Raw genomic sequence first — 24498 nt, 5'->3', positions numbered from 1 at the left:
TAGATGAACATGGTGAGGCTAGGTATCCTCAAGGATGACTCTGCTGCCCAACGCAGACAAAGCTATGGACTTAACTGCTGGGGCAGCTATATTGCAGAGATCCTTTCCCATGCAGGGATTCCCTACGAATGGGTGCAAGTCACGACGACGAAGTCGCTTGCAGCTTATGATATGCTCATTGAAACGAATTTGGATGAAGAAGTGCAACCCTATGATGAAGAAATATGGCATTATGTAGCTGGCGGGGGGAGATTAATCTCCTTCGGCGGGCTGAATAAATGGGCCAAACGATTAGGTTGTCTCCGAACCCCCTATTTGCAAGCAGGGTATGCAAATGTGAGCTTGTCGAACGAGCAAGGGGGTGAGGATGAGCTGCTGCGATTTATAGGCGCAAATCCTTGGACGGTCGTAAATGCGGATTCGCTGTCAGAAGCAAGTGGCTCGATTACGTCTTATACGCCGGACGGCAAAGAGGAGGGTTATCTGCTTCTGCAATTCTCAATTGGTAAAGGAACAATTGAACGATGGGCTGTTGATGTTCCCAAAACAGTTGTCAGCCTTCAGCAAGGTGAGGAGCCTATTCTCGGAGATGGCGTGCCAGCTGCAGATGGAACAGGCAATGTGGACGAAGGTATTTTGAAAGCGGATGACGGATGTACCCATCACTGGGAGTATGACCGTCAAACAACTGAAACGGGCGGCAAGTATTTCGCTAAGCCATACGGAGATCTTTGGCGTGAAGCCGTGATATCGCGGTTAATTGGTTCAGCGCTGGCGATCGGTAAGACGCTGCCTTTTGTGGATATATGGCCAGATGGCATCGACCAGGTACTAACGATTTCCCATGATAGTGATGGGAATCTCGATACCCAAGCTACCGCAGCTCTGGCGTTGTTAAAAGACTTAGGCGTGCGCTCGACATGGTGTATGTTGGAGCCTGGATATTCCGACGAGGTTTATCGTCAAATCAAAGAAGATGGGCATGAGCTGGCTTTTCATTACAATGCACTGGATTCACAACGAAGCGAGAACGCATTGGCGGGGAAGACGTGGAATGAGCTTGAATTCGCTAGGCAGTTGCAGCTTTTGAAGCGATCTGCTAAGCTGTCGTCCGTTGTTACGAATAAGAATCACTATACGCGCTTCGAAGGTTGGGGCGAGTTGTTCGAGTGGTGTGAAAAGCACGGGATCGAACTGGACCAAACGCGTGGTCCGAGCAAACCTGGCAATGTTGGCTTTGCATTTGGCACCTGTCATCCGTATTTTCCAATCGCGTGGAGTCAGGATCAGAATCGGTTCTACAATGTGCTGGAGCTGGGCTTTCTTACACAGGATATGGATTTGAAAGGCTGGGCTGACAGCTCGATAATCATGCCGTTTTTAGATGAAGTTGCTCGTGTGCGAGGGGTAGCCCACTTCCTCGTTCATCAACTGCACATTGAAGCGCAGCCACTCGTTCGGGATTCTTTCCGTAAGGTAGTTAGCGAAGCGTTGAAGCGCGGATTTGTTACGATGACAAGTGCAGAAATTAATGCCTGGGAGCGGAAGAGACGCCTTGCGGTCATTCAGGGATTTGGTGATGAAGGGGAGCTTATCGTAAAAGGCGCAATGCCTGAGATGGTCATTTGTGTGCCGTTTATACCTATGAACACGCAAGTATCTAACGCTTCCATTGTTAAAAGGTATGGGTATGACTGTTACCAAAAAGTAGGCGTCGGTATGGTGAGTGTTTAAAGAGGAGGATTGTAAACCGATGGAAACATTTATGTCCAATGTACAAAGCATGCTATCCTCCGTTATGCAGTCCCAGATCGATGCCATGAAACGTGCTTCTGAGGTGTTGGCAAATACGTTGGTAGCCGGGCGTCATATCTATGTTTTTGGCACGGGGCATTCTCATATGATTGCAGAGGAAGCTTTTTATCGCGCGGGTGGACTTAAAGATATTATTCCCATTCTAGAGAGCGGTCTTATGCTGCACGAAGGTGGAGTCAAAAGCACAAAGCTAGAAAGACTGGAAGGCTATGCGGCTGTTTTATTGGATACTTATAAGGTATCTCAGGGGGACGTACTTATTCTAGCCTCCAACTCAGGGATCAACGCAGTTCCAGTTGAAATGGCGCTCGGTGCCAAAGAGCGAGGGGCCACTGTGATTGCAATTACCAATTTAAAGCAATCTATGCAGGAATTACCTAGACACTCTAGTCAATTACGCTGCTATGAAATTGCCAATATTGTCATTGATAACTGCGGTGTCGTTGGCGATGCATCCGTCTATGTCGAAGAGATGCAGCAGTACATTGGGCCAACGTCCACAATTATCGGAGCTTTTATCTTAAATGCGATCATCGTTCAAACGGTTAAGAATTGTTTGGCTCAAGGCTTTGTCCCGCCAGTCTATGTTAGTGCGAATGTGGCCAAAGGTGATGCACACAACGCACAGTTGAGCAACAACCCTCCTTCTGGAGGGAGTGACGCGAGTTGAAAACCTTTGTGGCAGGGATTGATGGTGGAGGTTCCAAGACAGAAGCGCTGCTCGTAGAAGTAAAGACGGGTGAAACCCAACGATTTATCGGCGGTGGTATGAATGCGTTGACGGATGACAGCTTGATTTCTGGAACTAATTTGCAAGGAATATTGAAGGAGATGACACATTGGCTGGCAAGCAGCCAGGGTTGTCTCACGTCTATATGTCTAGGATCAGCTTCCATGCTTAGAGAAGAGGAGCCGGATTGGGCGGTGAACCTAATAGCTGGTTTCTTTCCTCAAGCTCAGGTTCAAGGAGTTGCGGATGGACGTATTGCGTTAATAGGTGCATTGAATGGTTCGCCGGGGGTCATTGTCGTAGCGGGTACCGGGTCTGTGGCCTATGCATTGGATGAAGCAGGAATACTCAGACGTTGTGGGGGCTTTGGTCCAATTTTCGGTGATGAAGGAAGCGGATATGCGATTGGGCGAGACGCTCTGCAAGCGGTCGCCATGGATTTGGATGGCAGAGGAGAGTCGACCCTGTTAAAGGAGCTGCTCCAGCAACGATTATCTTTTCAGAGCGAAGAGAGTTTGATAGAAAAAGTATATGGCGAGATGTCAAGGAAGCAGATTGCTGCTCTTGCCCAAGAAGTCGGGCGATGTGCACAGCAGAACGATCCGGTTTCACTGCGCATTCTTGATCATGCGGCTAAACAATTGGCGGTCCATTATTTACATCTTCTTGCACAATCTCACTGGTCCGTTCCTCCACCTTTGTCTTATGCGGGTGGCGTTTTTCAAATGGGAGGCAGCATACTGCGGCCACTTAGAAATTACCTTGAATCGTGGGCGGAACGCCTGATACCTCCGAAACAGACTCCCGTTTATGGAGCTGTTAAGCTGGCAATGCAGGCGTTAGGAGATCATAAATGAAAATAGGGTTTGCCAAAATAGAGATAACACCATCGCTCCCGGTTACGCTAGGGGGCTATGAACATCGGCAACACCAGGCATACAACCTTCATACCCCGCTATATGCACGTTGTATGACAGGGGAATCAGAGGGTACACTCTTTGCTTTCATTTCATTGGATTTGCTTGGTGTTGATCATGCGCTTCGTGAAGATGTTTGTGGCATTGCGGTTGAGCGTTTCGGTATGCACCCACAGCAAATTAGTTTAATTGCAACGCATACGCATTCGGCGATCGATGGTATTCCCGATGTATTGCACAAGGGATTATGGACGGAGCAATTGACTCACGTCCCAACGGCGTATAGGCAAGAACTAGCCTCACTTATTGCGCTAGGCATAGAGCAGGCGTTGGCTAGTAGGTGTGAAGCAGTGATGCAATGGACGGTATCTACCTGTAGCGACATTGCCTCCAATCGTCGTGATGCCTTTGCAGAAGCGGATCCAGAGGTTTACTGGTTACATGTGTATGACCGTTATTCAAATGAAACGCTGGGTGGGCTTCTTCATTTTAGCTGCCATCCCACGGTTATTGGCTGGGAAGAATCGGTTGTCTCTGGCGATTTTCCCGGAGTAACAATGGCGGCTTTGGAAAACCAACATCATGGCAGTGTCTTCTTGTATGCAAACGGAGCTGCTGGGGATATCTCTACAAGATTTACGCGACAAGGCTCAGATTCGGTCGAAGCGGAGCGTATGGGGAATGGGCTGGTTGGGAGTTTGCAAACGAGCCGTCCAATCGCTTCGTTGTCCCGATATACGTTCTTGAGGGATGAAAGTCTCTGGCTGCAAGACCAACGGACAGGGGGATGGCTGGTTGGGTTTCAGCAGTGGATTGAACTAGGCGGTATGCGATTGTGGTTAGTTCCTGGTGAAATCTTTTCGAGCTATGCCCGTGTAGCCAAAATGCACAATCAACTCATCATTGGCTACGCCAATGGCTATATCGGGTACATACCGGATGAGCAGGCTTGGGATTTGGGAGGATACGAAGTTGAGGTATGCCGAATCTCAAGGGAAGATTGCCAGCTTTTTCTTCAATATGCAAGAGAATAATTGGAAGTAATTGAAGCTCACTGGAGGGATATAGTGGAAAAACTCGCGATTGAAGGCGGCACCCCAACGAAGCTGACGCCATTTGGAACTGGCCGAAGATTCGGAAGTGAAGAAGCGCAAGAGCTGTTAAGTGCCTTGGAACAGAACACGTTATTTTATCATCATGGAACGAAAGTAAAGCAGTTTCTTGCTGATTTTGGTCATTTATATGGCGTTGAGCATCTTGTGGCAACTTCTTCAGGAACAGCAGCTATTCATGTTGCCCTTGGAGCAGCAGGGATTTCGGTCGGCGATGAGGTCATAACGAGTCCGATTACAGATCAAGGAACATTGATTGGCATTTTGTATCAAAATGCGATTCCTGTATTTGCGGATGTAGATCTTCGCACGTACAATTTGGATCCAACGTCTGTGGAGGCTAGTATTACTCCGCGTACCAAAGCCATTATAGCCGTTCACCTTGCCGGGAATCCATGTGAAATGACCGCGTTAATGGAGGTGGCGAAGCGTCATAACTTAGTCCTGATTGAAGATTGCGCACAAAGCTATCTGTCACGTTACCAAGGTCAATTAACAGGGACACTTGGGGAGTATGGCTGCTTCAGCACCAATGATTATAAACATATCTCCACGGGTGATGGGGGGATGGTAACCATTAATACAGGGGATGAGCGCGATTATTTCCGGGCACATGCTTTTGCGGATAAGAACTACCAACGAATTGGCAACGGGGTGACGCGTGATCTCCACTATGTAGCGCCGAACTACCGAATGACTGAGCTTCAAGGTGCTGTCGGAATTGCGCAGGTGAAGAAATTGCCTTGGATTTGTGGCCGCCGAACAGAAGCAGGGGATCGCATTACAGAGGGCATAGCGGATGTGCAAGGCTTGTATACGCCAACAGTCGCCGAAGGGAATGAGTCTACATATTGGTTCTACATGTTTCGAATGGATTTGGAAGCTTTCGCTTGTACTCGCGATGAATTCAGTGCTGCTTTGCAGGCAGAAGGGATTCCAAACTCGGCCGGCTATATTCCGGATGTTGTCTATATGCAGCCGCTTTTCACAGCCAAACAAGCGTACTTGGGGAGCTCTTTTCCATTCGATCTTACGGATCGAGAGTATGGTAGAGGCTTGTGTCCTCGTGCGGAAACAGTTCTACAAACGGCCATTCGACTGCCAATCAGCGAATTTTACACGGATGAGGATATCGAGGATATGATTCGAGCGATTCGGAAAGTGGCAGCTTTTTATTTTAAAAAATAGGCTCTGTTAAATTTTAATGTTGATAGTAAGTGAAAAAAATAGAACCACCAATTGTCTGGGAGTTCTATTTTGTAATATAGTCTTATTCAATCAATGCACCCGTTTGAGTGAGACATTGGTTCACGATTTTCCCTCTAAATCAGCAATTCTCTTTTCAAGTTCTTTTACTTTTTTAATACTGGTCAATGTATTCGTAAAAGCAATAAGTCCGAAAGCGAGCCCGCAAATACCAAAAATTTCCACGTAATCACTCCTTGTTTAAAACTTTACGATGTAATGATATCACTATTGTAAAAATTATTCAATTATCAACAACTAACTTTAACAGAGCCAACAAAATAAGAAGGATTGTCCGCTTGAAAGGGGGGATGCCACTGTTCGTTGTCCACATCACCAAGATGAGCCTGTCATGTATCAGGTCTTACATGGTTATGCATTTCAATTACCAAAAGGAGGTAATGAAGGATGAAACGAAAGGTAAGCGCAGCCGTTGTTTTGCTCTTTATCGTATCATTAATTAGCACGGTGTTCTCAGCTTCTGCAGCCGATATGTTGATTACGAACTACAGCTTTGAAAGCGGGACATCAAGCTGGACACAAGCCTATGGGACTACAGGTATAACAGCAAGTACGGAGCAAGCGTATACGGGTACGCAAAGTGCCAAGATTGTGGATAGCAGCACGACGGCTAATCTTGGGCTTGAGAGTGTGAAGTTTGATGCGACAGCGGGAACGACTTACTTGGCCTATGCCAAAGTATTTCTCGTCAGCGGAAACGTTGACATGTATCTGCGATTTTGGAATAGCAGCGGTACCGTTATTGGAAACGGCATCGTAAACGTAGCTGCGCCTACAAATCAGTGGACGACAACACAGGTGAAATACACGGCTCCGGCTAATACAGCAAAGGTTTCTGTACTGCTCTATGCGGGCATTGGTTCCGTATCGACGGCGTATTGGGATGATGTCTTAATCACAAAAGAATTTACTTCGTTGGGTAATCAAGTCGTTCATACGTCAACACTTGGTACGACTTTTGGCATTAGCACGAGCCAAGACAAGATTTATACCGTTGGATCAGGCTCAGCTGGAAGTGACGCGATGATGTCGATTATTGATGCGGATACGAATGCGGTCGTTGCTAATTATCCGCTTCCAGGTGCCTTGGGAGCTTGGGGGGCGACTACTGCGACCGATGGCAAAATATATTTTGGTGCGTATTCGAACGGACACGTCTATCGTTATACACCGGGATCTACCTCGGTAACTGACCTTGGCTTATCGTATACAGGCGGCGAGAATATCTACGCAGTAACGGCCGGAACAAGTGGCAAAATATATGGCGGCGGCTTCGGGGACGCAGGATTTTTTAAATACGAGCCGAGCGCCGGTTTCTCCATGATTAATACGAAGCCCATCTGGCCTTCTGAAGAATATGTGCGTAGTCTAGCATATGATGCGGCCTCGAACGTCACGTATATTGGCACCGGAACGAACGGCAATTTAGTACGTTTCGACAACACAACGGGTGCGAAAACGAATATATTGCCAGCTGCTTACGCGAGTGAAACGTTCGTCTACGAATTGAATTTCACTGGCGGCAAGTTGTTTGCTGGACTGCGTCCGAGCGGGACTGTGCTTGCGATGAGTATTGATGCAAGTGGGAACGCAACCCTAGATGCAACGCTGCCTGCACTGCCTTCTCCAGCTCTAAATGGCAAGGTGTACTATGTATCTGGTGCTCAATTGTACTCCTATGACCTTGTTGCAAAAACATCTACTAATCTTGGAGTTACAGCAGATCTAGGAGCTAATAAATATGGCTGGGTACAGTTGGCTGACCAGACGAATTTCCCTGGAGATTCGCTTGTGGTGTATGGGTCAAAGGATGGTCGTATGAGTCTGTTCAAATACAATCTGCAAACCGGAAATACAAGTATCGCTTATGTGAGCGGAATGCCGGAGCTTACGACGATCATTAATCAAATTGGCGGCGGCTCCGACGGTAAAATTTATTCGGGTGGGTACTTGGATGGTGGTATTGGCAGATATACACCGATGCGTGGAGATGCAAACGAGGGGTACCCCGATGAAAACTATGCAGCCCCTTTTCAAACTTATAGCTTCTTAGCGTTAAATGGTTATACGTATTTCGCCTCGTACGGAAGCGCGAAGCTTTGGAAGTTCAACCCAGCCCTTAGCTGGTCGAGTACGAATCCGACCCTCTTATTTGATCAGAAGAGTGACGGTATGGATCGGCCAGTTGAGATGATAAGTGGCGGCGGTAAAATATTCATGGGCAACGTAGCTGAGTATGGCAGTTTGAAGGGTGGTTTGACGATTTATGATCCGACTACCAATACGCGCACGCTGAAAAAAGACATTGTCACCGACCAAAGTGTCACCGCACTTGCCTATTATAATGGCAAAGTCTACGGAGGGACGTCCATTAAAGGGGGCAATGGTTTGGCGCCAACGCAAACTCAAGCGAAGCTCTTCGTCTATGATGTGGCGACCGCAACAAAAAGCGGGGAATATACACTCCCTGTTTCCGGATTGACTGGCATTACAGGAATGCATACGGTGGACGGTAAAATATGGGGCATGGCCGAAGGGTACTTGTTTATCTTTAATCCTACGACAAATACGTTTGATTATTTCCAAGAAAAGTTTGCTGATGTGGATTACAATGGCGAGGGTACTTGGGTAGATGCCACTTTGCTTACCGTTTCGAAAGATCCGAACTATGTTTACGGCACCATCCGTGGAACCTACCTGTTCAAGATTAATCGTTCCACGAAGGCTGTCACCATAATCAGCTCTAGTGGCGCTTATTTCCTAGCTGCAGATGAGTATGAGAATTTGTACTACGTGCTGCCTGGTGGGCATACGGAATTAGTGCGATATGCGTATTAATCGCAGATAAGTTCGCGTAAGGAGGGGAGTTGCTTCGGCAACTCCTTTTTTGGTTTGGGGGTAGGTTGCATGTAGGAAGGGTGATGGGGGAAGGGGCGAGTGTGGAGGTGATGCACACGTGGTGCCAAGGCTCCGGGCGTATTGGGCAATTGAGTAGCTAGTTTTTGAATAAATGGATAATGTACAGCTAATTGTGCAGATTTTCGTTGGTTTTAGAGATTAGATGGAAATAGTACAGCTAATCCGAGCACGATTGGCAGTTTGGTGGATTTGAGCTGAAATTACCTGTAGGAAATCCATCTAATGCTTCCATATGGGGGGAATCAGTAAAATTAACTACATAAAATCCATCTAATTTGTTTGGGGTGGGGGAGAATGGTTTGGTTGCAGAAGTAGGGGGAGAGGTAGAAGTAGAGATGAAATCGAAGTGTGGTGGTGATGCAAAGTGCGTCATAGAGTGAATGAGCAAACCGTACCAGCTGGCACGTGGTATTGCTGGAAACACATCCGTTTACAACAGGAACATTGGGATATGTGGAGTTAACGGACAATGCCGATGGCACTTACGTGAATGTTGATGCGACATTAGAACGTATGTTCCGAAAGTGGTTTTGCAATAACCACAGCAATGTGCTTTTCATCATGTGCATCTCATGCTTTGACTTTGCATCTCATGACATCGTCATCAAATGCGAAGCCATCTCATGATTTACAGATTGTCACGAGAGATAAGCCCTCGGTATACTAAGGTCAATCCACGGAACACAGGCCAATACAGTGGGGGGCACATGGGATACATTATAAGGAGGTCAGATCATTGAAACTTATGAAAAGTTTAACTGCCGTTAAAGTTGCTTCGGTCTTTGCAATCTCAGCTAGTCTCGTAACAGGTTGTGGTTCTTCTCCATCTTCGGTGGACAACTCGGCAGCACCTGCGGGATCTACGGCGCCTGGAGGTTCATCGGCACCAGCAACATCAACAGCTCCTATTAAGCTGTCGTATTGGGTTGGCTTACCAACGGATTCAGCACGTATCATGAAGAATTATAGTGAGAATATGTTCTATAAGGAATTAGAGAAGAAAACAAGTGTGAAAGTTGACTTTCAGCATCCAGCGATTGGCAGTGAGAAAGAGCAGTTTAACTTATTGATTGCTTCCGGTAATCTGCCTGATGTGATTGAATACAATTTCACCACGTATCCAGGTGGTCCAGAGAAGGCTATCGCGGACAAGGTCATTATTCCTCTGAACGATCTGATTGATAAGAATGCACCGAATCTGAAGAAGTATTTGGCAGATCATCCTGATTTGAAGAAAGATATAAGCACGGATTCAGGTGCCATCTATTCCTTCCCGGCGATTGGAGTGGGTCATTCGGATGTGAGCAGCGGATTCGTTATGCGGAAGGATTGGCTGAAGGAACTTAACCTGCAAACACCAGAAACCATGGATGAATGGACGACGGTCCTTCGAGCTTTCAAAGAAAAGAAAGGTGCCAAAACACCACTTACTGTAACGCGTGACGAGTTAAAATCGGATCGGTTTATCGGTGCCTACGGCATCAGCAACAGCTTCTATCTCGACAATGGCAAGGTTAAATATGGTCCTGTCGAGCAGTCCTATAAGCAATATTTAACTCAGATGAATGCTTGGTATAAAGAAGGCTTACTAGATGTGGATTTCGCTACACAAGATGCAAAAGCGAAAGACAGTAAAATTACAAATGCAGGGTCAGGCGCATTCATCGCTTATATCGGCAGTGGCATGGGCAAGTATCTGAATGCCATTCCAGCGAACGATAAAACCTTTGACTTAGTCCCACTTCAACATCCTGTTCTGCAAAAGGGGCAAGAGCCTAATGTTTTCGTAGCTGCTTACGAGTATCGTGGTGATGGAAGCGCGGCGATTACACCTTCGAATAAGAACGCAGCGCAAACAGCCAAATGGTTAGATTATTTATATTCCGAGGAAGGTAATATTTTGAAATCCTTCGGTGTAGAAGGCGTCACGTTTAAATCGGATAACAACTTCCCGAGATATACGGATTTGATTGTAAACAATCCAGAGAAGCTGTCTGTCGGCGAAGCTATGGCGAAATACCTGCGTGTGTCTACACCAGCACCAGGCTTTGTCGGTGATGATCGTTATACAGAGCAATATTATAAGTTCGATCAACAGAAGCAAGCAGTAGATATTTTCAATAAGTATGTGAAAAATATTAATAAAACTCGTTTCCCACGCGTATCGCATACGAACGATGAGGTTCAAGAGCTATCGGCGATTATGGCAGAGGTGGAAACGTACAGAGATGAAATGGTTCTGAAATTTATCATGGGCTCTGAGCCTCTTACGAATTACGATAAATACGTGCAACAGTTGAAAAACATGAAAATTGATAAAGCGCTTACACTTAAGCAAACTGCGCTAACACGTTACAACAGCCGTAAATAGGCACAATATCTCGGATGCGTAGGGGCGCTTCTTGCCAAGCGAAGGCGCCCTATCGAATTCGCAAGTGAAAGGAGGAAGAGGCATGTCATGGCTAGTTAACGACTACCGAAAGCACAAATACTTGTATGTCATGATTTTTCCAGTCGTCCTTTTTTATATTATTTTCCATTATGTTCCCATGTATGGAGCAATCATTGCATTTAAAAATTATCGGATTGCGGATGGATTCCTGCACAGTCCGTGGGTGGGATTCGATCATTTCATAAGCTTCTTCCAAAGCTATTACTTCTGGCGACTGCTGAAGAATACGCTGCTGCTCAATGTATACATGCTTTTAATTTCGTTCCCAGCACCGATTATTTTCGCTTTGCTTATTAATGAAATTGTCAGCAAGCGGTTCAAAAAGCTCGTTCAAACGATCACCTATCTTCCGCATTTTATCTCCCTGATTGTTGTGTGTGGAATGATTACGCAGTTTCTAGCTAGAGATGGTTTTATTACGGACATCTTGGTTTGGTTCGGCATGGAACGGCAGGTCTTACTCGCTCATCCGGAATATTTCCGCAGTATTTATATTATCTCTGATATTTGGCAGGGAGTCGGTTGGGGATCGATTGTTTACTTAGCTGCCATCACCGGCATTAATCCTGAACTGTATGAAGCGTCGAGGATTGATGGCGCCAATCGCTGGAAACAAATCCTGAATGTGACGATCCCAGGCATGATGCCAATCATTATTATTTTGTTTATTCTAAAAGTTGGCCATATGCTGGACGTCGGCTTCGAGAAGATTATCCTTCTCTATAATCCCAATACGTATGTTACCGCAGATATGATCAGTACATTCGTGTACCGTAAAGGCTTGCAGGGCTCTTTCGAATTTAGCTATGCGACCGCAATCGGATTATTCCAAGCTGCCATCAATTTCATCTTGCTGATAACGGCCAACCGAATCAGCAGGAAAGTTAGTGAGAACAGCTTATGGTAAAGCGATGCAGGAGGAAATCAAATGGTACTTAATTCGATTCGTAGAAGTACGGGAGAAACGATCTTCCAAATACTGAATGTCCTGTTTATGGTACTGATGATCGCGGTTACGTTGTATCCCTTCCTATTTGTCGTGTTCTCTTCGTTGAGTGATTCTAAGAGACTGATCGCGCAAACTGGACTGCTTGTGGCTCCTGTTGGATTTACGGTAGAAGCCTATCAACTGGTATTCAAAAATCCGAATATCATAAGCGGTTATATGAACACGCTATTCATAGTTATTGTAGGAACTACTATGAATTTGATTATGACTAGTCTAGGCGCATACGTGTTATCACGTAAGGGCATTGTATGGACGAAGCACATTATGCTGATGATCGTCTTCACCATGTTTTTCTCAGGTGGTATGATCCCGACGTATCTGTTGGTTAACAATTGGCTGCATTTAGGCAACAATCTGCTGGCGTTGATTATTCCTGGGCTTATTTCCACTTGGAATTTAATCATTCTTCGTACTTCGTTTAGTACGATACCTGAAAGCCTGATTGAGTCAGCTAGGATGGATGGCGCCCAAGATTTCACGATACTGTTCCGAATTGTCATCCCGCTTTCCATGCCGGTTATGGCTGTTATGCTGTTATTTTATGGCGTTGCACACTGGAATTCCTGGTTTGGTGCGATGCTCTATCTCCGTGATCGAGAGTTATTTCCTCTTCAATTGATTCTGCGTGAAATATTAATTCAGAACAATACGTCGTACATGTCGGGAAATGCTGCTATCGAAGATGTAGAAGCGGTAGGAGAAAGTATCAAGTATGCCACGATCATTATTGCGACTTTGCCTATTCTATTTGTCTATCCCTTTCTGCAGAAATACTTTGTGAAAGGTGTTATGATAGGGTCGGTGAAGGAATAAGAAAACTGGCATCCGAGGTGTAGTGACATGAAGTTAAGGTATAGTTGGAAATGGCGTGGCATACGAAGCAAATGGCTGGGTTCCTATGCGATAGTGCTGATGATTCCAATTATTTTGATGGCGGCAACTCACATGCAAACGCGACGGGTTATTGAGGATGAGATTTTTAAAGCGAATTCAGCTTTATTGTCACAGCTTCAGCAAGAGATTGACAATTACATTGATTACACGTATCGCTTGACGGAGGTTATCTCTCTTAATCCGAGGGTCAGCACCTTGGCACGCGCTCAGAAAGATATTGGTACCACAGAACGACTATCGATCGTGCAGCTGCTAGCGGAGTTCAAAGCCTATAACATTTCCAAAAGGTACGTCAATAACTTTTATATCTACTTCCCCGACGGAGATTTTGTCCTTAGCGATAGTTCCTATTATCAAAGCGAGTTATTTTATAAGCAAAATATTAGCGCCACCGGAATCTCCATGGAGCAGTGGCGGAATTACCTGGCACAAACCCAAAGGGGCTCTTTCTATAACTTTCTCGAGCTAGGCGGCGTTGTGCAAAATGGCATTATTTATACCCAAGGACTTCCTATTCAACAAGGCGGCTCCTATCCAGCCGCACTTGTTATTGAATTAAATGAAGAACGTCTCTTGTCATCCATTCGCAATATCCAAACGTATAATCAAGGAAATGTGTACATTTTTGATGCTCAGAATAAGCTATTGGCTTCGACTGAAGGCGACAAAGCGCGGGAGCGGACTTTTGATTTTTCCAAAAAAGGTGGAGAAAGTATCGGAAATACGTCCGCTGTGTGGGATGGCGAACAGGTCGTTCTCTCATATATCGAATCCCAGCAGAGTAACTGGAAGTATGTCTATGTCCTTCCTGCCAAATTGTATAGTGAAAAGTCTGAGTATGTGTGGAATATGTCACTGCTCATGTTAGCTGTTGCCTTAATTGTTGGCTTAATTATTGCCGTGCTGCTCGCTAGAAGAAATTATTCGCCTCTCCAAAAGCTTGTGCGCAGCGTCGCTGAACGCAGTGGCAATCAGACGTTAAGTCATGCCAAGTCCAATGAGTATGACTATCTGGAAGAAGCGATTGATAACACATTTGGCCGCTATCAAGATATGAATCGTACGATTGAGAAGCAGAATAAGACCCTGCGATCCAATCTCCTTGTGCGGCTTCTCAAAGGCAGAATCGAGAACGATTTTCCGATTGCAGACGTCCTTCCGGAATATGGCATCAAGCTGCGTTCTGAGGATTTTGCCGTTGTCTTATTTTATCTCGATGATTATAGCGGCTTCTTTCGGCATGATGAGCAGGATGTGGAGAAGAAGCGTGAATTCGTTCACCTCATTATGACGAATATTGTGGAGGAGCTTGCAGGACAGAAGCATCAAGGATGGATGACAGAAATAGACGAAATGCTTGCTTGTATCATTAACTTTGAGCCGGGCACATCGACTGAAACCGCAATTGCTGATCTCAAAAGCTTAGCGGAAGAGTCGCAAAGGTTTATTAGTAATCGCTTTCACATTTTGTTCACCGTATCGATCAGCTCCATTCATAAATCTTCCATGCAGCTTCCCGTAGCTTATCTAGAGGCTTTGGAAGCGATGGAGTACCGGATGCTGCTTGGCGGTCAGACGATCATTTGGCATGATCAGATCAAAGTGCAGAAGCCGTCGTACGACTACACAATGGAGAAGGAACATCAGTTAATTAACTATGTGAATGCAGGAGATTTCCCTGGTGCGAAGGCGATGTTAGATGACATCATTGACCATAATCTGGCTGAAAAAAATATCTCAGTCGATATGATTCGTTGTCTCATGTTTGACATTAGCAGTACGATGATGAAGGCAGCGATGGAATCTAATCTAGATCAACCTGAGATTTATCAAGAAAATTTGGTTGCGATCCGTGAGCTCATGAACGGGAGTACCGTCGCCTCGATGCGAGAGCGCATGACGCAGTTCTTACAAAAAATTTGCGGATATGTGGATGAACGAAAGAAGAGTAACAAGAAAATCCGTTTGAAGGAAAATGTACTCAGCTTTGTTTCCGAAAACTACCGCGATCAAGATCTCAATATTGGAACTATTTCTGCCAATTTTAATGTACATCCTTCGTATATGTCCCGTTACTTCAAAGAGCAAGTTGGCGATAATTTAACCGAGTATATCAATAAGTATAGAGTGGATCAATCCAAAACGCTTCTGCTGCAGGATGACATTTTGATTAAAGATATCAGTGATCTTGTAGGCTTTTACAGTATCAGCACGTTCATCCGTGTATTTAAGAAGTACGAAGGGGTTACACCAAGCGCTTATCGGGAAGGCAAAAAATATTAACTCTTCGATATTGGATTGTCCAGACAACGAAAAGAGGTGATGCAGCGTGGTTCATATGGAGCATCGGTATTATCCGATGATTATTTTAGGAGCGACATTTGCAGGGCTGGGAGCAGCGTATACCAACAAAGCTGCACTTGTAATTGAAAGAACAGCGCATGTCGGACATGAATTCATTAATAGCTATCATCTAGGGGAGGGATGGCAACATACACCTGTAACCGAAGAAGGTGAGAAGCTGAAAAAAGAATTACTCGATCGAGGCATCTTGTCAGAGGAGGGGAGTGTGCACATTCCCGCAATCGCACCTGTCCTCTACAACAAGATTGCTGAGGATGCCATTTCGATCATGCTGCATACCGATGTTACGGAAATCCGCAGCCTAGCTGACGGATTCGAAGTCACGGTGTACAATGCCTCTGGCTTCAGCCGGTTCAAAACGGATCGCATTATGGACACCCGATCAGAAAGCACATTGTCAGGTAGTGTCGTGTCTAAAAGCTTGAATGCGATGCTGAGTTGTCGTGAAGAGGGCTTGGAAGTGCCGTTGTTCACCATGGAAGATGTTCGCTTTGTTACTGGCAAGCTTCAGGGTGAATTGATTGTGAAAGTGCCCGTTGATGTTGAGGATGATTGGATTGCGGCTAGACACAAGCTGCATCACATTTGGGCGAATAGGCCGGATGTATGGGAGAAGTGGACGATTTCTGCTATAGCTGGCTGTTTCGAGCTTCATATTAATCAAGAGCCGACTGCCATTGAGCCGAACTGGTGGAGTCATCCATCCGGTGCTTTTCGTAATCCTTTAGAGGCATTCGAGGCAGGACTTGCGTTTGGAAGGGAGAACTAGCATGCAGTTATCACAAAATGTGAATGGTGCCATAGCAGTTACAAACATCGAGGTACCTGAATTTGTCCAAAGCTATGATGTAATTGTAGCGGGGCTTGGCACATCAGGCGCGATTGCATTAATCACCGCCGCCCGCAAAGGACTGAAAGTCCTTGGCATCGAGCGTATGAACTGTATGGGCGGCATGGGAACGGCCGGTTCCGTTAACGGTTACTATTTCGGGTCTACCGGTGGATTATACGAACAGTTGGATGAGAAGGTAGCAGACTATGTGGATACGATCTACACGAAGTCAAGTGCTTACAACGTAGAGGCTAAGAAGTACGTTCTGGAGCAGGAAGCGATCCGCTATGGCGCGGAACTTGCTTACGAATCAGCCATAACAGGTGTTTATCTGGAGGGCAAGCAAGTAAGAGGTGTGAGCTTCATAGGAGCTAGAGGGATGCAGTCGGTCAACTGCAAGGTGTTGATCGATTGTACAGGAGATGCCGAAGCGGTTCACTTGGCTGGGGGTGACTTTCAATACGGCCGAGAGCTGGATGGCCGAACACAGCCTTTTACAAGTGTGAAGGTATTCGCTGCAGGTAATAAAGTAAGCTGGAGAAATTTTGATTCCGGCTGTACGAACCAAACGGATGGAAATGCATTTTCCACGGCTTTGGTTCTTGCGCATGCGCAGCATTTGGAAGAAACGTATTCGAACGAGAATCGACTGCTGCATATCGCTCCTTTATTGGGTGTAAGGGAAGGCCGTTTGATAAAAGGTGAAGAGACAATTGCACTCGGGGATTTCTTCGCGGATAGGACGACAGAACAGCCTGTGTTTTATGCCAATGCGGATATTGATAAGCATGGTCGGGACCATGCTTTCGAGAGTCAGCATCTGCAAGATTGGTTTGTTGCCAGTAATCTAGGAGCAGCCAATATTACGGTTCCGGTCCCCCTCGGAGCTATGATCCCTAAGGGATTCGAGGGGTTGCTCGCTGCAGGTCGCTGCTTATCTGTCGATCATGATTTATCCACGTGTGTGAGAATGAACAGAGATATGCAAAAGTCAGGCGAAGCCGCAGCCACAGCAGCATTTATTGCGATAAAGGACGATTTGGCACTGAAAGATGTACCGTATGTAGTGCTTATCGAGCATCTAACTGAAACGGGTTGCTATGATCCCCACAACGATAAAGGGTATGAATTTGCATATCCGGGTGGGAGGAAACCGGCACTGCCGATAGTTTGGCTAACCGAACTGGATCAGATCCGCCTAGGCTTAATGAGCGAGCAACCAGGCGTGGCGATCTGGTCTTGCAAAAGACTTGGTGATGTGATGAAGCATCATTTGCACATTTGGATGGAGGAAGGTCAGGAAGGAACTGACTCCCTTCGCAAGCATTGTGCCTTCGCCCTAGCACTATTGGAGGATGAGGCAGCATTGCCAGATCTACGTGCCATGGTCATGGAGCGGGACTCGCTCGTTCTGCAGGATTGCCGCAAAAACAATCAAATGCGCGGATACATGGCCATCTATTTGCTGGGGAGAATGCAGGATAAGGAAATAGCTTCCGAGCTCATTCGCCTTTTACAGGATCCAGAGGAAATCAAGCGGCCCCTCTACAATGCAGGAGACGGAACGGAAGCTGCGAGGCAGAAGAAATACAACGATACGTATTTCCAGTTTTTCTCCCATGCTGTTATCGCGCTCATTCGCATTGGTGAACAGCATGCTTCCATGCAAAATGAGATTGGCAGGGCCCTGCGAGAAGTGGTTGCCAATGGAGACTACGTGGAAAGAATTACACATCGGCCGTATGGGACCTACGAGTTTTCGATCGTCGATAATATTCGGTTCGTGATTGAAAAAGAATTGAAGCATTGGAGACTCGGGGAAAATGCGGTTAGCGCAGGCTAAAAGAATCATTATTTTAGGATGAGGGAAGGAAGGGTGAAGATGATCAAAATGCTAGCTAGGAAATGGCGCGCTATTGGGATACTTACTTCAACAATACTTCTGGGAGCAAGCGGTTTACCGCTTGCTGCCTCTGCAGCAACAGATGAGGAAATTCCGATACTTTATCAAGAAAACTTTGACAACGTGACAGATGCCAGCCAATTGACAGATTGGACATTTACGAATGGCGTGCCCATGACGGTAGTGACAAGGCCTGATAATGGGGTGGATACAGGATCTGATCCTACGAATCACAGCTTGAAATCGACAAGCAGAAAGGCGAATACGAAAGCATCAAGGACATTCGATCCATTAGAGGGAAAGGTGGTCTTAACTTACGATTTAAGGGTTGAAGCAAACACAGCAAAGCAAATGAAGCTTCCCGAAATTAAAGGAAATCTGGATAATGGCGAGTCGATCGTCACCTCCATTTCGACGGCGCCAGCAACGGTAGACGGCAAATTCAAAATGGATATTCCAGCCGTGGATGCAAGCAAACGCATTCGAGTCGATTTGCCGACGAAGCAATGGATTGCCATGCGGGTGGAACTGGACACAGACACGGATACCTTCTCTGTGTGGCATGATGGGAATCTACTCGTCGATCATTTAGGCTTCTATAATGGAGCGAAAGTGAAAAATATCAAATCTATTGATTTCTTTCCGACCAATGCGGATGCGCAGGACTATTATATCGATAATGTAACAGTCAGGGGAAAAGAAATGACGGTTGTGACGCCGGGTGTTAGAGATACGAAGCTTTCTGTACTGCCGGTGACACCGATGATTCCGAATGTGAAACAGCAGCATCCCCGCCTTTTCGTAAATGATTTCGATGCCATCAAGGCCAAGATTGCAACGGATTACAGGCCTATGCAGTGGTACAACGATGTGAAAAAACGTGCGGATGTCTTACTAACAGAGCCCGTTCGTCCCTATGGAATCGAACCTACGAATAATGCCATTCTGGAACATGCACGCGAAATGGAAAATCGGACGTATATTCTGTCGATGGCCTTTCAGATGGAGCGTGACATGAAATATCTGAATCGATTATGGCTGGAAATTCAAAATACTGCCTCTTATCCGACCTGGAAGCCATCGAGTTTCTTGTCCGTAGCGGAAATGCTTCAAGCCTATGCGATTGCGTATGACTGGAACTATTATGATTGGACGCAGGAACAGCGGCAATTTATTCGGGACACGATGTTGGATAAAGGATTGACGTACGCAGTGGATGCGTATAACGGCATCATTAGTGGGACTAACTTTGTAATCGCTTCCCACAACTGGAATTTAGTCTGTAATGCATCCATTATGAGCGCTGCCATTGCCATTTCGGATGAGTATCCGAACTTGTCTGAATTTTTGTTGGAAAAAGGGTCAAATTCCATTCAAAGGGGCATTACGGAATATGCCAACGATGGTGCCTATCCAGAAGGCGCTATGTATTGGGTGTATGGGACCAACTTTTTGACGAATGCGATGGCGACCTTTGAGACGTCCTTTAATGAAGACTTTGCACTACCAGCGAAATATCGTCTCTACGATGCTCCAGGTGTTGCCAATACGCCGGACTTCCCGATCTATATGTCTGGCTCCGAGGGAGCATTCAACTACGGGGACAGCTCTGTAGGAAAGCCGAATAGCCCGTTAATGTTATGGTTTGCGAATAAGTTCAACAAGCCTCAATATGCCTGGTATTACTTGCGCCTGCAGCAAGAAACGTATAATCCGGTTGTTGCGGCAACGCGAGATCAAGTATTCGCTCTCTTATGGTACGACTCGGTAAATAGCACGGCAACAGGCAGTTTTCCATTAGATAAAAGCTATCAATTTCAAGAGGGCCCCAATGCTGTGCTGATGAGAAGCTCTTGGCAGGATGACAACGGTATTTTTGCAGGGCTCAAAGGCGGGTATAACAAAGAAAACCATTCCGCGCTATCCAATGGTACTTTCGTTATTGATGCGCTTGGTGAACGCTGGGCTACCATGAGGGGACCAGGTAACTATGCTTGGCCGGGCTATTCCGACACGACTGGTGGTCGTTTTCAATACTACACGACGAGAGCGGAAGGACAGAACACGCTTGTCATTAATCCGGATGGCGGCTTCGATCAAGATATTTATGCGACAGGTCGCGTGATGGATGCGCAGTCTAGTGCCACAGAAGCATTCGGTACGTTGGACATGACGGAAGCTTATGCGGCCGATGCCACAACGGTCCGTAGAGGAATGCGATTATTTGATAATCGCTCGAAGTTGTTGCTTCAAGATGAAATAACAGCGAATGCGGACGTGGATGTTTGGTGGTTCATGCACACATCAGCCAAGGTTCAAACGAGTGAAGACCGTAAGTCTGCGATGCTGACGTTAAACAACAAACGCGTGTGGGCACACATTGTAGAAGGACCAGCAGATGCGGGCTTCTCAATCATGGATGCCAAGCCGCTGCCACAATCGCCGAATCCATCGGTACAAAGCTCTAACTATGGATCGAAGCTCGCGATCCGGATGCAGCATGAGAACGCCATTCGTTTGGCGGTGGAATTTGTGCCGTTGAAAGAAGGAGAAGCAACGCCAACTGAATTTCCTGCCATCACGAACATGGCAGATTGGACGCTTGCAGATCAGAGTTCTACCCTTTTAGGACAAAAGCTAGCTGATGATATTGGTTTTTTTAAAGGAAGTCCGCTGGTATACACCAATGGGGGCAGAACACTTATTCAGCCGAATGATCCCAGCGTGACAACGAAACAGGCAGATGGGCACACCTGGGTACCTGTGCAATTCGTTACACAAGGAATGGGCGGAAGCTACCACGAGGATGAGGCATCCAGCCATGCAATTATCAACTATGGTGGCAGAGTTGCCGTCTTACCTGTTGATGATGCGCTGCCTTCACCGACGGTGGAAGGCTCTAGGATCCTCATGCCTGCTCCACCAACTGCAGCGGGTGGTATTGTTCAAGTATCGGTCAGCTTCGATTTATTTCAGAGCGCATTGCAGCATGCAGTGCCAGATAGCAAGGGGATAAAAACGATAACGATTCAAGTCGGTTCTACGCAACAGGCAACCTCCTATCAAGTAGGACTGCCGGTAGAGGCAGTGTCCTCTTCGAAAAGGAACCTGAAAGTGCTTGTTGAGACGGACATTGGCTCCGCACAATTGCTGGGGAATATGCTGCCTAACCAACAACCAGATACGAAGATTACATTTGCAATTGAAAAAGTAAATCCATCTACGTTCGGAAGCATAGCCAGCAAGGTCATAGGAAGTCATCCCGCGGTGAAGTTCACCCTCTTGAAGAATCAAGTGCCGATTCCGTGGGTTAGCCTGCTCAACAGTGTTACACTGACCATTCCATATGAAGCTGCAACGGAAGAACTGAACCAAAACCTTGTGGTATGGCGCGTCAATCAAGAGAAACTGCTGCTTCCCGTGTTGGGAAGTGCCTATAACGCAGAAACAGGCAAAGTAACCTTTGTAACCCACTTATTGAATTCTGATCCCTATGCGATCTCATTCTTGCCCAAACTAAAGGATATAGGCGATGTATTAAGGTGAAATGAATCAGTTATATACAAGGAGGATTTATATGGGGAAAAAGTTGATAAGCCGGTTGCTGCTTCTGGTCTGGCTCGGAACACTTCTGTTGGGGATTGCTTCCCCGGTGGGAGCGGCGGATCTGGGTGTAGGTGCATCGGATATCGTTGTGGATAATTCGGACGCAGGCATAACGCGAACGGGCACATGGACAGTGGGCACTTCTGCAAGTGAGAAATATGGCAGCAATTATGAGTCGGTACAAGGCACAGAGAACAAAGGACAAACGATTCAATACACCCCTGTGTTACCCAGAGCCGGATCCTATGCGGTGTATGCAAATTGGAGCAGGTCATTGAATCGAGCAAGCAATGTGCCTTTTGAGATTTTTCATAATGGTATAAGTGATATCGTGACAGTCAGTCAGCGGGCTAACGGGACGGGCGGCGTTTGGAATTTGCTCGGAACCTATCATTTCGCAGCAGGAAATACGAATTTTGTTAAAATAAATGCGGCCGGAACGGACGGTTATGTGATGGCTGATGCCATCCGCTTCGTACCACAATTCGAAGTACCCAAGAGTAATGATGCTTCATTAAGCGGATTGACTGCACTTCCAGGTACAGTGGCTTATGATGTCGTGACAGCTACCTATCATATTACAGTTCCTCCACAGACGATCCACGTCGATCTAACACCAACCGTGTCATCCTCCGTATATAAGAGTTTGACGGTTAATGGGATTAGCCAAGGGTCAGGGGTTGCTTATCGAGCTGTCCTCACAGGGAATACGACACCTGTAGCGATTACAGTTACTGCTGAAGATGATACACAAAGGACGTATCAGGCGCTCATTCGCAGAATGAATAATGATGCCACCTTGAGCAGTCTGTTCATCAATCCTGGGGAGTTGAATTTCAGGCCGGAGACGACAACTTATGATGTTGAGGTGGGGAATGAAGTAAGCAACATGGAAATAACACCTACCGTAACTTCACAAGTTTATCAAAGTTTGAAAATAAACGGTGATCCTCTATTGTCCGGGGAAACGTTCACAGCGGTGTTATCCGCTAGTGTAACCCCCATTTCCATTACGATTACTGCTGAGGATGGTACCCAACTAACCTACTATTTGAATGTGAAAAAGGCTGGCGTGGCGCCAGTTTTGGGGAATTTACTGATGACACCAGGTCAATTGCCATTTAGCCCGCTTAGAACGGATTATGAGGTTGTAACGGGGAACAGCTTGACGAGCATTGACATCACACCATCCGTTTCCTCACCGACGGATACCCTCCTGATTAACGGAATGGCGCATCCTTCGGGCACGGCCTATACTAAAGCGCTCTCGGTTGGCGATAATGTACTTTCGATTATTGTCACTTCGCAAGTTGGCTTACAGACGACTTATACGGTTAATATCGAAAGAATGATGATGAACCTGGATGCGCAGTCGATAAATGGTGTGATTACTTTCCCGGCGGAGGAACTTGCACATGCGATGGGTATTCAAGTCTATCAGGATGCCTCAGGTCTTCTTATTTTTGGTAAAGAGCCCATCTCCTTCATGGGAGCAAATGAACAAGCGCTCCAACAACAATTAGTTCAGTTACTGTCACAGCATGTCACCGTGGATGGGAAGCTTGCAGATTTCTTCAAACCTGAAGTGAGGAGCTATCAGCTTAATCTTCATCCGGATGGTAGTATCCCCGTAATAGGCATACAGAGCTACAACGGGGCGAGTACGACCATCCAACAGGCACAAAATGCGAGTATGCCAACCATTATGCAAATTGAAGGTGTTGGGACGTATACGTTCCATTTTGTAAATGATCCATTTTCGTCTAATCAACCTGCGAATCTTGCAATGCTTAAGCTGTCTATTGAAGGCGAAGTGCAGGAGGAACTTGTGAAAACATGGATTCCTGTAGAGAGCGTGCTATCGAATGATGGATACGCGAATACAAATACACCTGAAAAAACGATAGACAATGATTTGAACACGAGGTGGTCTACAACTAGCGCAGGCGAAGTCAAGTGGATTAGCTATGATTTCGGCAACTTTGTCAACGTCCATGGGATGGGGGTTGCCGGTTATCTCGGAAATGAACGATCGTACAACTTCGATGTAGAAATTTCAGATGATGGCGAAAGCTGGCAAGTGCTTCAAACGGGTTTGAAAACGAGTGGTACGACGCTGTATCCGGAAATTTACCCGTTAAACGATGTACAGGCGAGATTCGTTCGTTTGAAATGCTATGGCTACGGTGAGACACGAACCGGTTGGAATGGACTTTCGGATGTGCGTTTTTATGAAAGTGAGGCTCAAGCGCAAGATGATCAATCCAAATGGGATACGTATTTTTCGCATAGTACCCAATATGAGGTGGGGGAGGAGCTGCAATTGATCTTCCAAGGGATGAGCGCGAGCGGGGAGATTGTGGAGATTACACCCACTGAAACCGTGTTCGCCTCGAGCCAGCCAACGGTCGCGCAAGTCGATCAGTCAGGTAATATCACGATTACTGGCGTTGGTGAAGCCCAAATCTCGGTGATGGTGACTGTAGGAGACAGGATTCTAATTGCCAATAAGACCCTTGTCGCAGGGCAACCGGTCGAATAAAACAGTTATGGCAACTAGCCTAGGCGATGCAGCCAGAAGGGAGGTGAGTTATTAACTTCATACAATAAGGGAGGTGATTGAGCCCTGTCCATTTCGAAGTGAAACGAGTTGGTTTAGCTTACGGACCCGTCACAGGT

15 protein-coding genes are annotated in these 24498 nt (G+C 46.3%); 14 read left to right on the top strand and 1 reads right to left on the bottom strand.

Going from position 1 to position 24498, the window contains the following annotated elements; all coding sequences use genetic code 11:
- The first annotated feature begins 3 nt into the window (after positions 1-3).
- The 5 genes from AC58QM_RS07175 to AC58QM_RS07155 are packed head-to-tail and all read left to right on the top strand — an operon-like array spanning position 4 to position 5762.
- Positions 4-1734: a polysaccharide deacetylase family protein gene (locus tag AC58QM_RS07175; RefSeq protein ID WP_497282560.1), complete on the top strand. Its 1731-nt coding sequence runs from the start codon at positions 4-6 to the stop codon at positions 1732-1734.
- 19 nt (positions 1735-1753) lie between these two features.
- On the top strand, positions 1754-2485 hold the full coding sequence (locus AC58QM_RS07170; RefSeq protein WP_497282558.1) for an SIS domain-containing protein: 732 nt from the start codon (positions 1754-1756) through the stop codon (positions 2483-2485).
- On the top strand, positions 2482-3402 hold the full coding sequence (locus AC58QM_RS07165; RefSeq protein WP_497282557.1) for an N-acetylglucosamine kinase: 921 nt from the start codon (positions 2482-2484) through the stop codon (positions 3400-3402). The genes AC58QM_RS07170 and AC58QM_RS07165 overlap by 4 nt, the downstream gene beginning before the upstream one ends.
- Complete coding sequence (locus AC58QM_RS07160) at positions 3399-4496, top strand: neutral/alkaline non-lysosomal ceramidase N-terminal domain-containing protein (protein ID WP_497282555.1); 1098 nt, start codon at positions 3399-3401, stop codon at positions 4494-4496. The genes AC58QM_RS07165 and AC58QM_RS07160 overlap by 4 nt, the downstream gene beginning before the upstream one ends.
- Positions 4497-4529: 33 nt before the next feature.
- Entirely contained in the window at positions 4530-5762 is a 1233-nt protein-coding gene (locus AC58QM_RS07155) for a DegT/DnrJ/EryC1/StrS family aminotransferase (protein WP_497282553.1), read from the top strand.
- A gap of 120 nt (positions 5763-5882) precedes the next feature.
- On the opposite strand, the gene AC58QM_RS07150 is transcribed toward AC58QM_RS07155, so the two are convergent.
- Complete coding sequence (locus AC58QM_RS07150) at positions 5883-6005, bottom strand: hypothetical protein (RefSeq protein WP_497282552.1); 123 nt, start codon at positions 6003-6005, stop codon at positions 5883-5885.
- Positions 6006-6227: 222 nt separating this feature from the next.
- On the opposite strand from AC58QM_RS07150, the gene AC58QM_RS07145 reads away from it, so the two are divergent.
- The 9 genes from AC58QM_RS07145 (at position 6228) to AC58QM_RS07105 (ending at position 24361) form a co-directional block, all read left to right on the top strand.
- Positions 6228-8678 carry a carbohydrate binding domain-containing protein gene (locus AC58QM_RS07145; RefSeq protein WP_497282550.1) on the top strand — a complete coding sequence of 817 codons (2451 nt, stop codon included), beginning with the start codon at positions 6228-6230 and terminating at the stop codon, positions 8676-8678.
- 826 nt (positions 8679-9504) lie between these two features.
- A complete protein-coding gene (locus AC58QM_RS07140; RefSeq protein WP_497282783.1) occupies positions 9505-11130 on the top strand; it encodes a type 2 periplasmic-binding domain-containing protein in 1626 nt (541 codons plus the stop codon).
- Positions 11131-11212: 82 nt separating this feature from the next.
- Complete coding sequence (locus AC58QM_RS07135; protein ID WP_497282549.1) at positions 11213-12118, top strand: ABC transporter permease; 906 nt, start codon at positions 11213-11215, stop codon at positions 12116-12118.
- A gap of 21 nt (positions 12119-12139) precedes the next feature.
- A complete protein-coding gene (locus AC58QM_RS07130; protein ID WP_497282548.1) occupies positions 12140-13033 on the top strand; it encodes a carbohydrate ABC transporter permease in 894 nt (297 codons plus the stop codon).
- Between the two features lie 27 nt (positions 13034-13060).
- Complete coding sequence (locus AC58QM_RS07125; protein ID WP_497282546.1) at positions 13061-15397, top strand: helix-turn-helix domain-containing protein; 2337 nt, start codon at positions 13061-13063, stop codon at positions 15395-15397.
- 46 nt (positions 15398-15443) lie between these two features.
- Positions 15444-16247 (top strand): hypothetical protein, encoded by an 804-nt coding sequence (locus tag AC58QM_RS07120; protein WP_497282544.1) that lies wholly within the window; start codon positions 15444-15446, stop codon positions 16245-16247.
- Position 16248: 1 nt separating this feature from the next.
- Complete coding sequence (locus AC58QM_RS07115) at positions 16249-18153, top strand: FAD-dependent oxidoreductase (RefSeq protein WP_497282543.1); 1905 nt, start codon at positions 16249-16251, stop codon at positions 18151-18153.
- Between the two features lie 39 nt (positions 18154-18192).
- On the top strand, positions 18193-21759 hold the full coding sequence (locus AC58QM_RS07110; protein WP_497282541.1) for a heparinase II/III domain-containing protein: 3567 nt from the start codon (positions 18193-18195) through the stop codon (positions 21757-21759).
- A gap of 31 nt (positions 21760-21790) precedes the next feature.
- Positions 21791-24361 (top strand): cadherin-like beta sandwich domain-containing protein, encoded by a 2571-nt coding sequence (locus AC58QM_RS07105; RefSeq protein WP_497282539.1) that lies wholly within the window; start codon positions 21791-21793, stop codon positions 24359-24361.
- Positions 24362-24498: the final 137 nt, after the last annotated feature.

The sequence above is a fragment of the Paenibacillus sp. J22P165 genome, assembly GCF_059692015.1.
Note: the sequence above shows the minus strand (reverse complement) of the source record. Positions and strands in the feature narration are given on the sequence as shown.

Excerpts from the sequence above, each read along its gene's own strand:
- AC58QM_RS07115 (WP_497282543.1), top strand. The coding sequence starts at position 16,249 with ATGCAGTTATCACAAAATGTGAATGGTGCCATAGCAGTTACAAACATC.
- AC58QM_RS07145 (WP_497282550.1), top strand. The coding sequence starts at position 6,228 with ATGAAACGAAAGGTAAGCGCAGCCGTTGTTTTGCTCTTTATCGTATCA.
- AC58QM_RS07125 (WP_497282546.1), top strand. The coding sequence starts at position 13,061 with ATGAAGTTAAGGTATAGTTGGAAATGGCGTGGCATACGAAGCAAATGG.
- AC58QM_RS07105 (WP_497282539.1), top strand. The coding sequence starts at position 21,791 with ATGGGGAAAAAGTTGATAAGCCGGTTGCTGCTTCTGGTCTGGCTCGGA.
- AC58QM_RS07130 (WP_497282548.1), top strand. The coding sequence starts at position 12,140 with ATGGTACTTAATTCGATTCGTAGAAGTACGGGAGAAACGATCTTCCAA.
- AC58QM_RS07135 (WP_497282549.1), top strand. The coding sequence starts at position 11,213 with ATGTCATGGCTAGTTAACGACTACCGAAAGCACAAATACTTGTATGTC.
- AC58QM_RS07175 (WP_497282560.1), top strand. The coding sequence starts at position 4 with ATGAACATGGTGAGGCTAGGTATCCTCAAGGATGACTCTGCTGCCCAA.
- AC58QM_RS07170 (WP_497282558.1), top strand. The coding sequence starts at position 1,754 with ATGGAAACATTTATGTCCAATGTACAAAGCATGCTATCCTCCGTTATG.
- AC58QM_RS07160 (WP_497282555.1), top strand. The coding sequence starts at position 3,399 with ATGAAAATAGGGTTTGCCAAAATAGAGATAACACCATCGCTCCCGGTT.
- AC58QM_RS07140 (WP_497282783.1), top strand. The coding sequence starts at position 9,505 with ATGAAAAGTTTAACTGCCGTTAAAGTTGCTTCGGTCTTTGCAATCTCA.
- AC58QM_RS07110 (WP_497282541.1), top strand. The coding sequence starts at position 18,193 with ATGATCAAAATGCTAGCTAGGAAATGGCGCGCTATTGGGATACTTACT.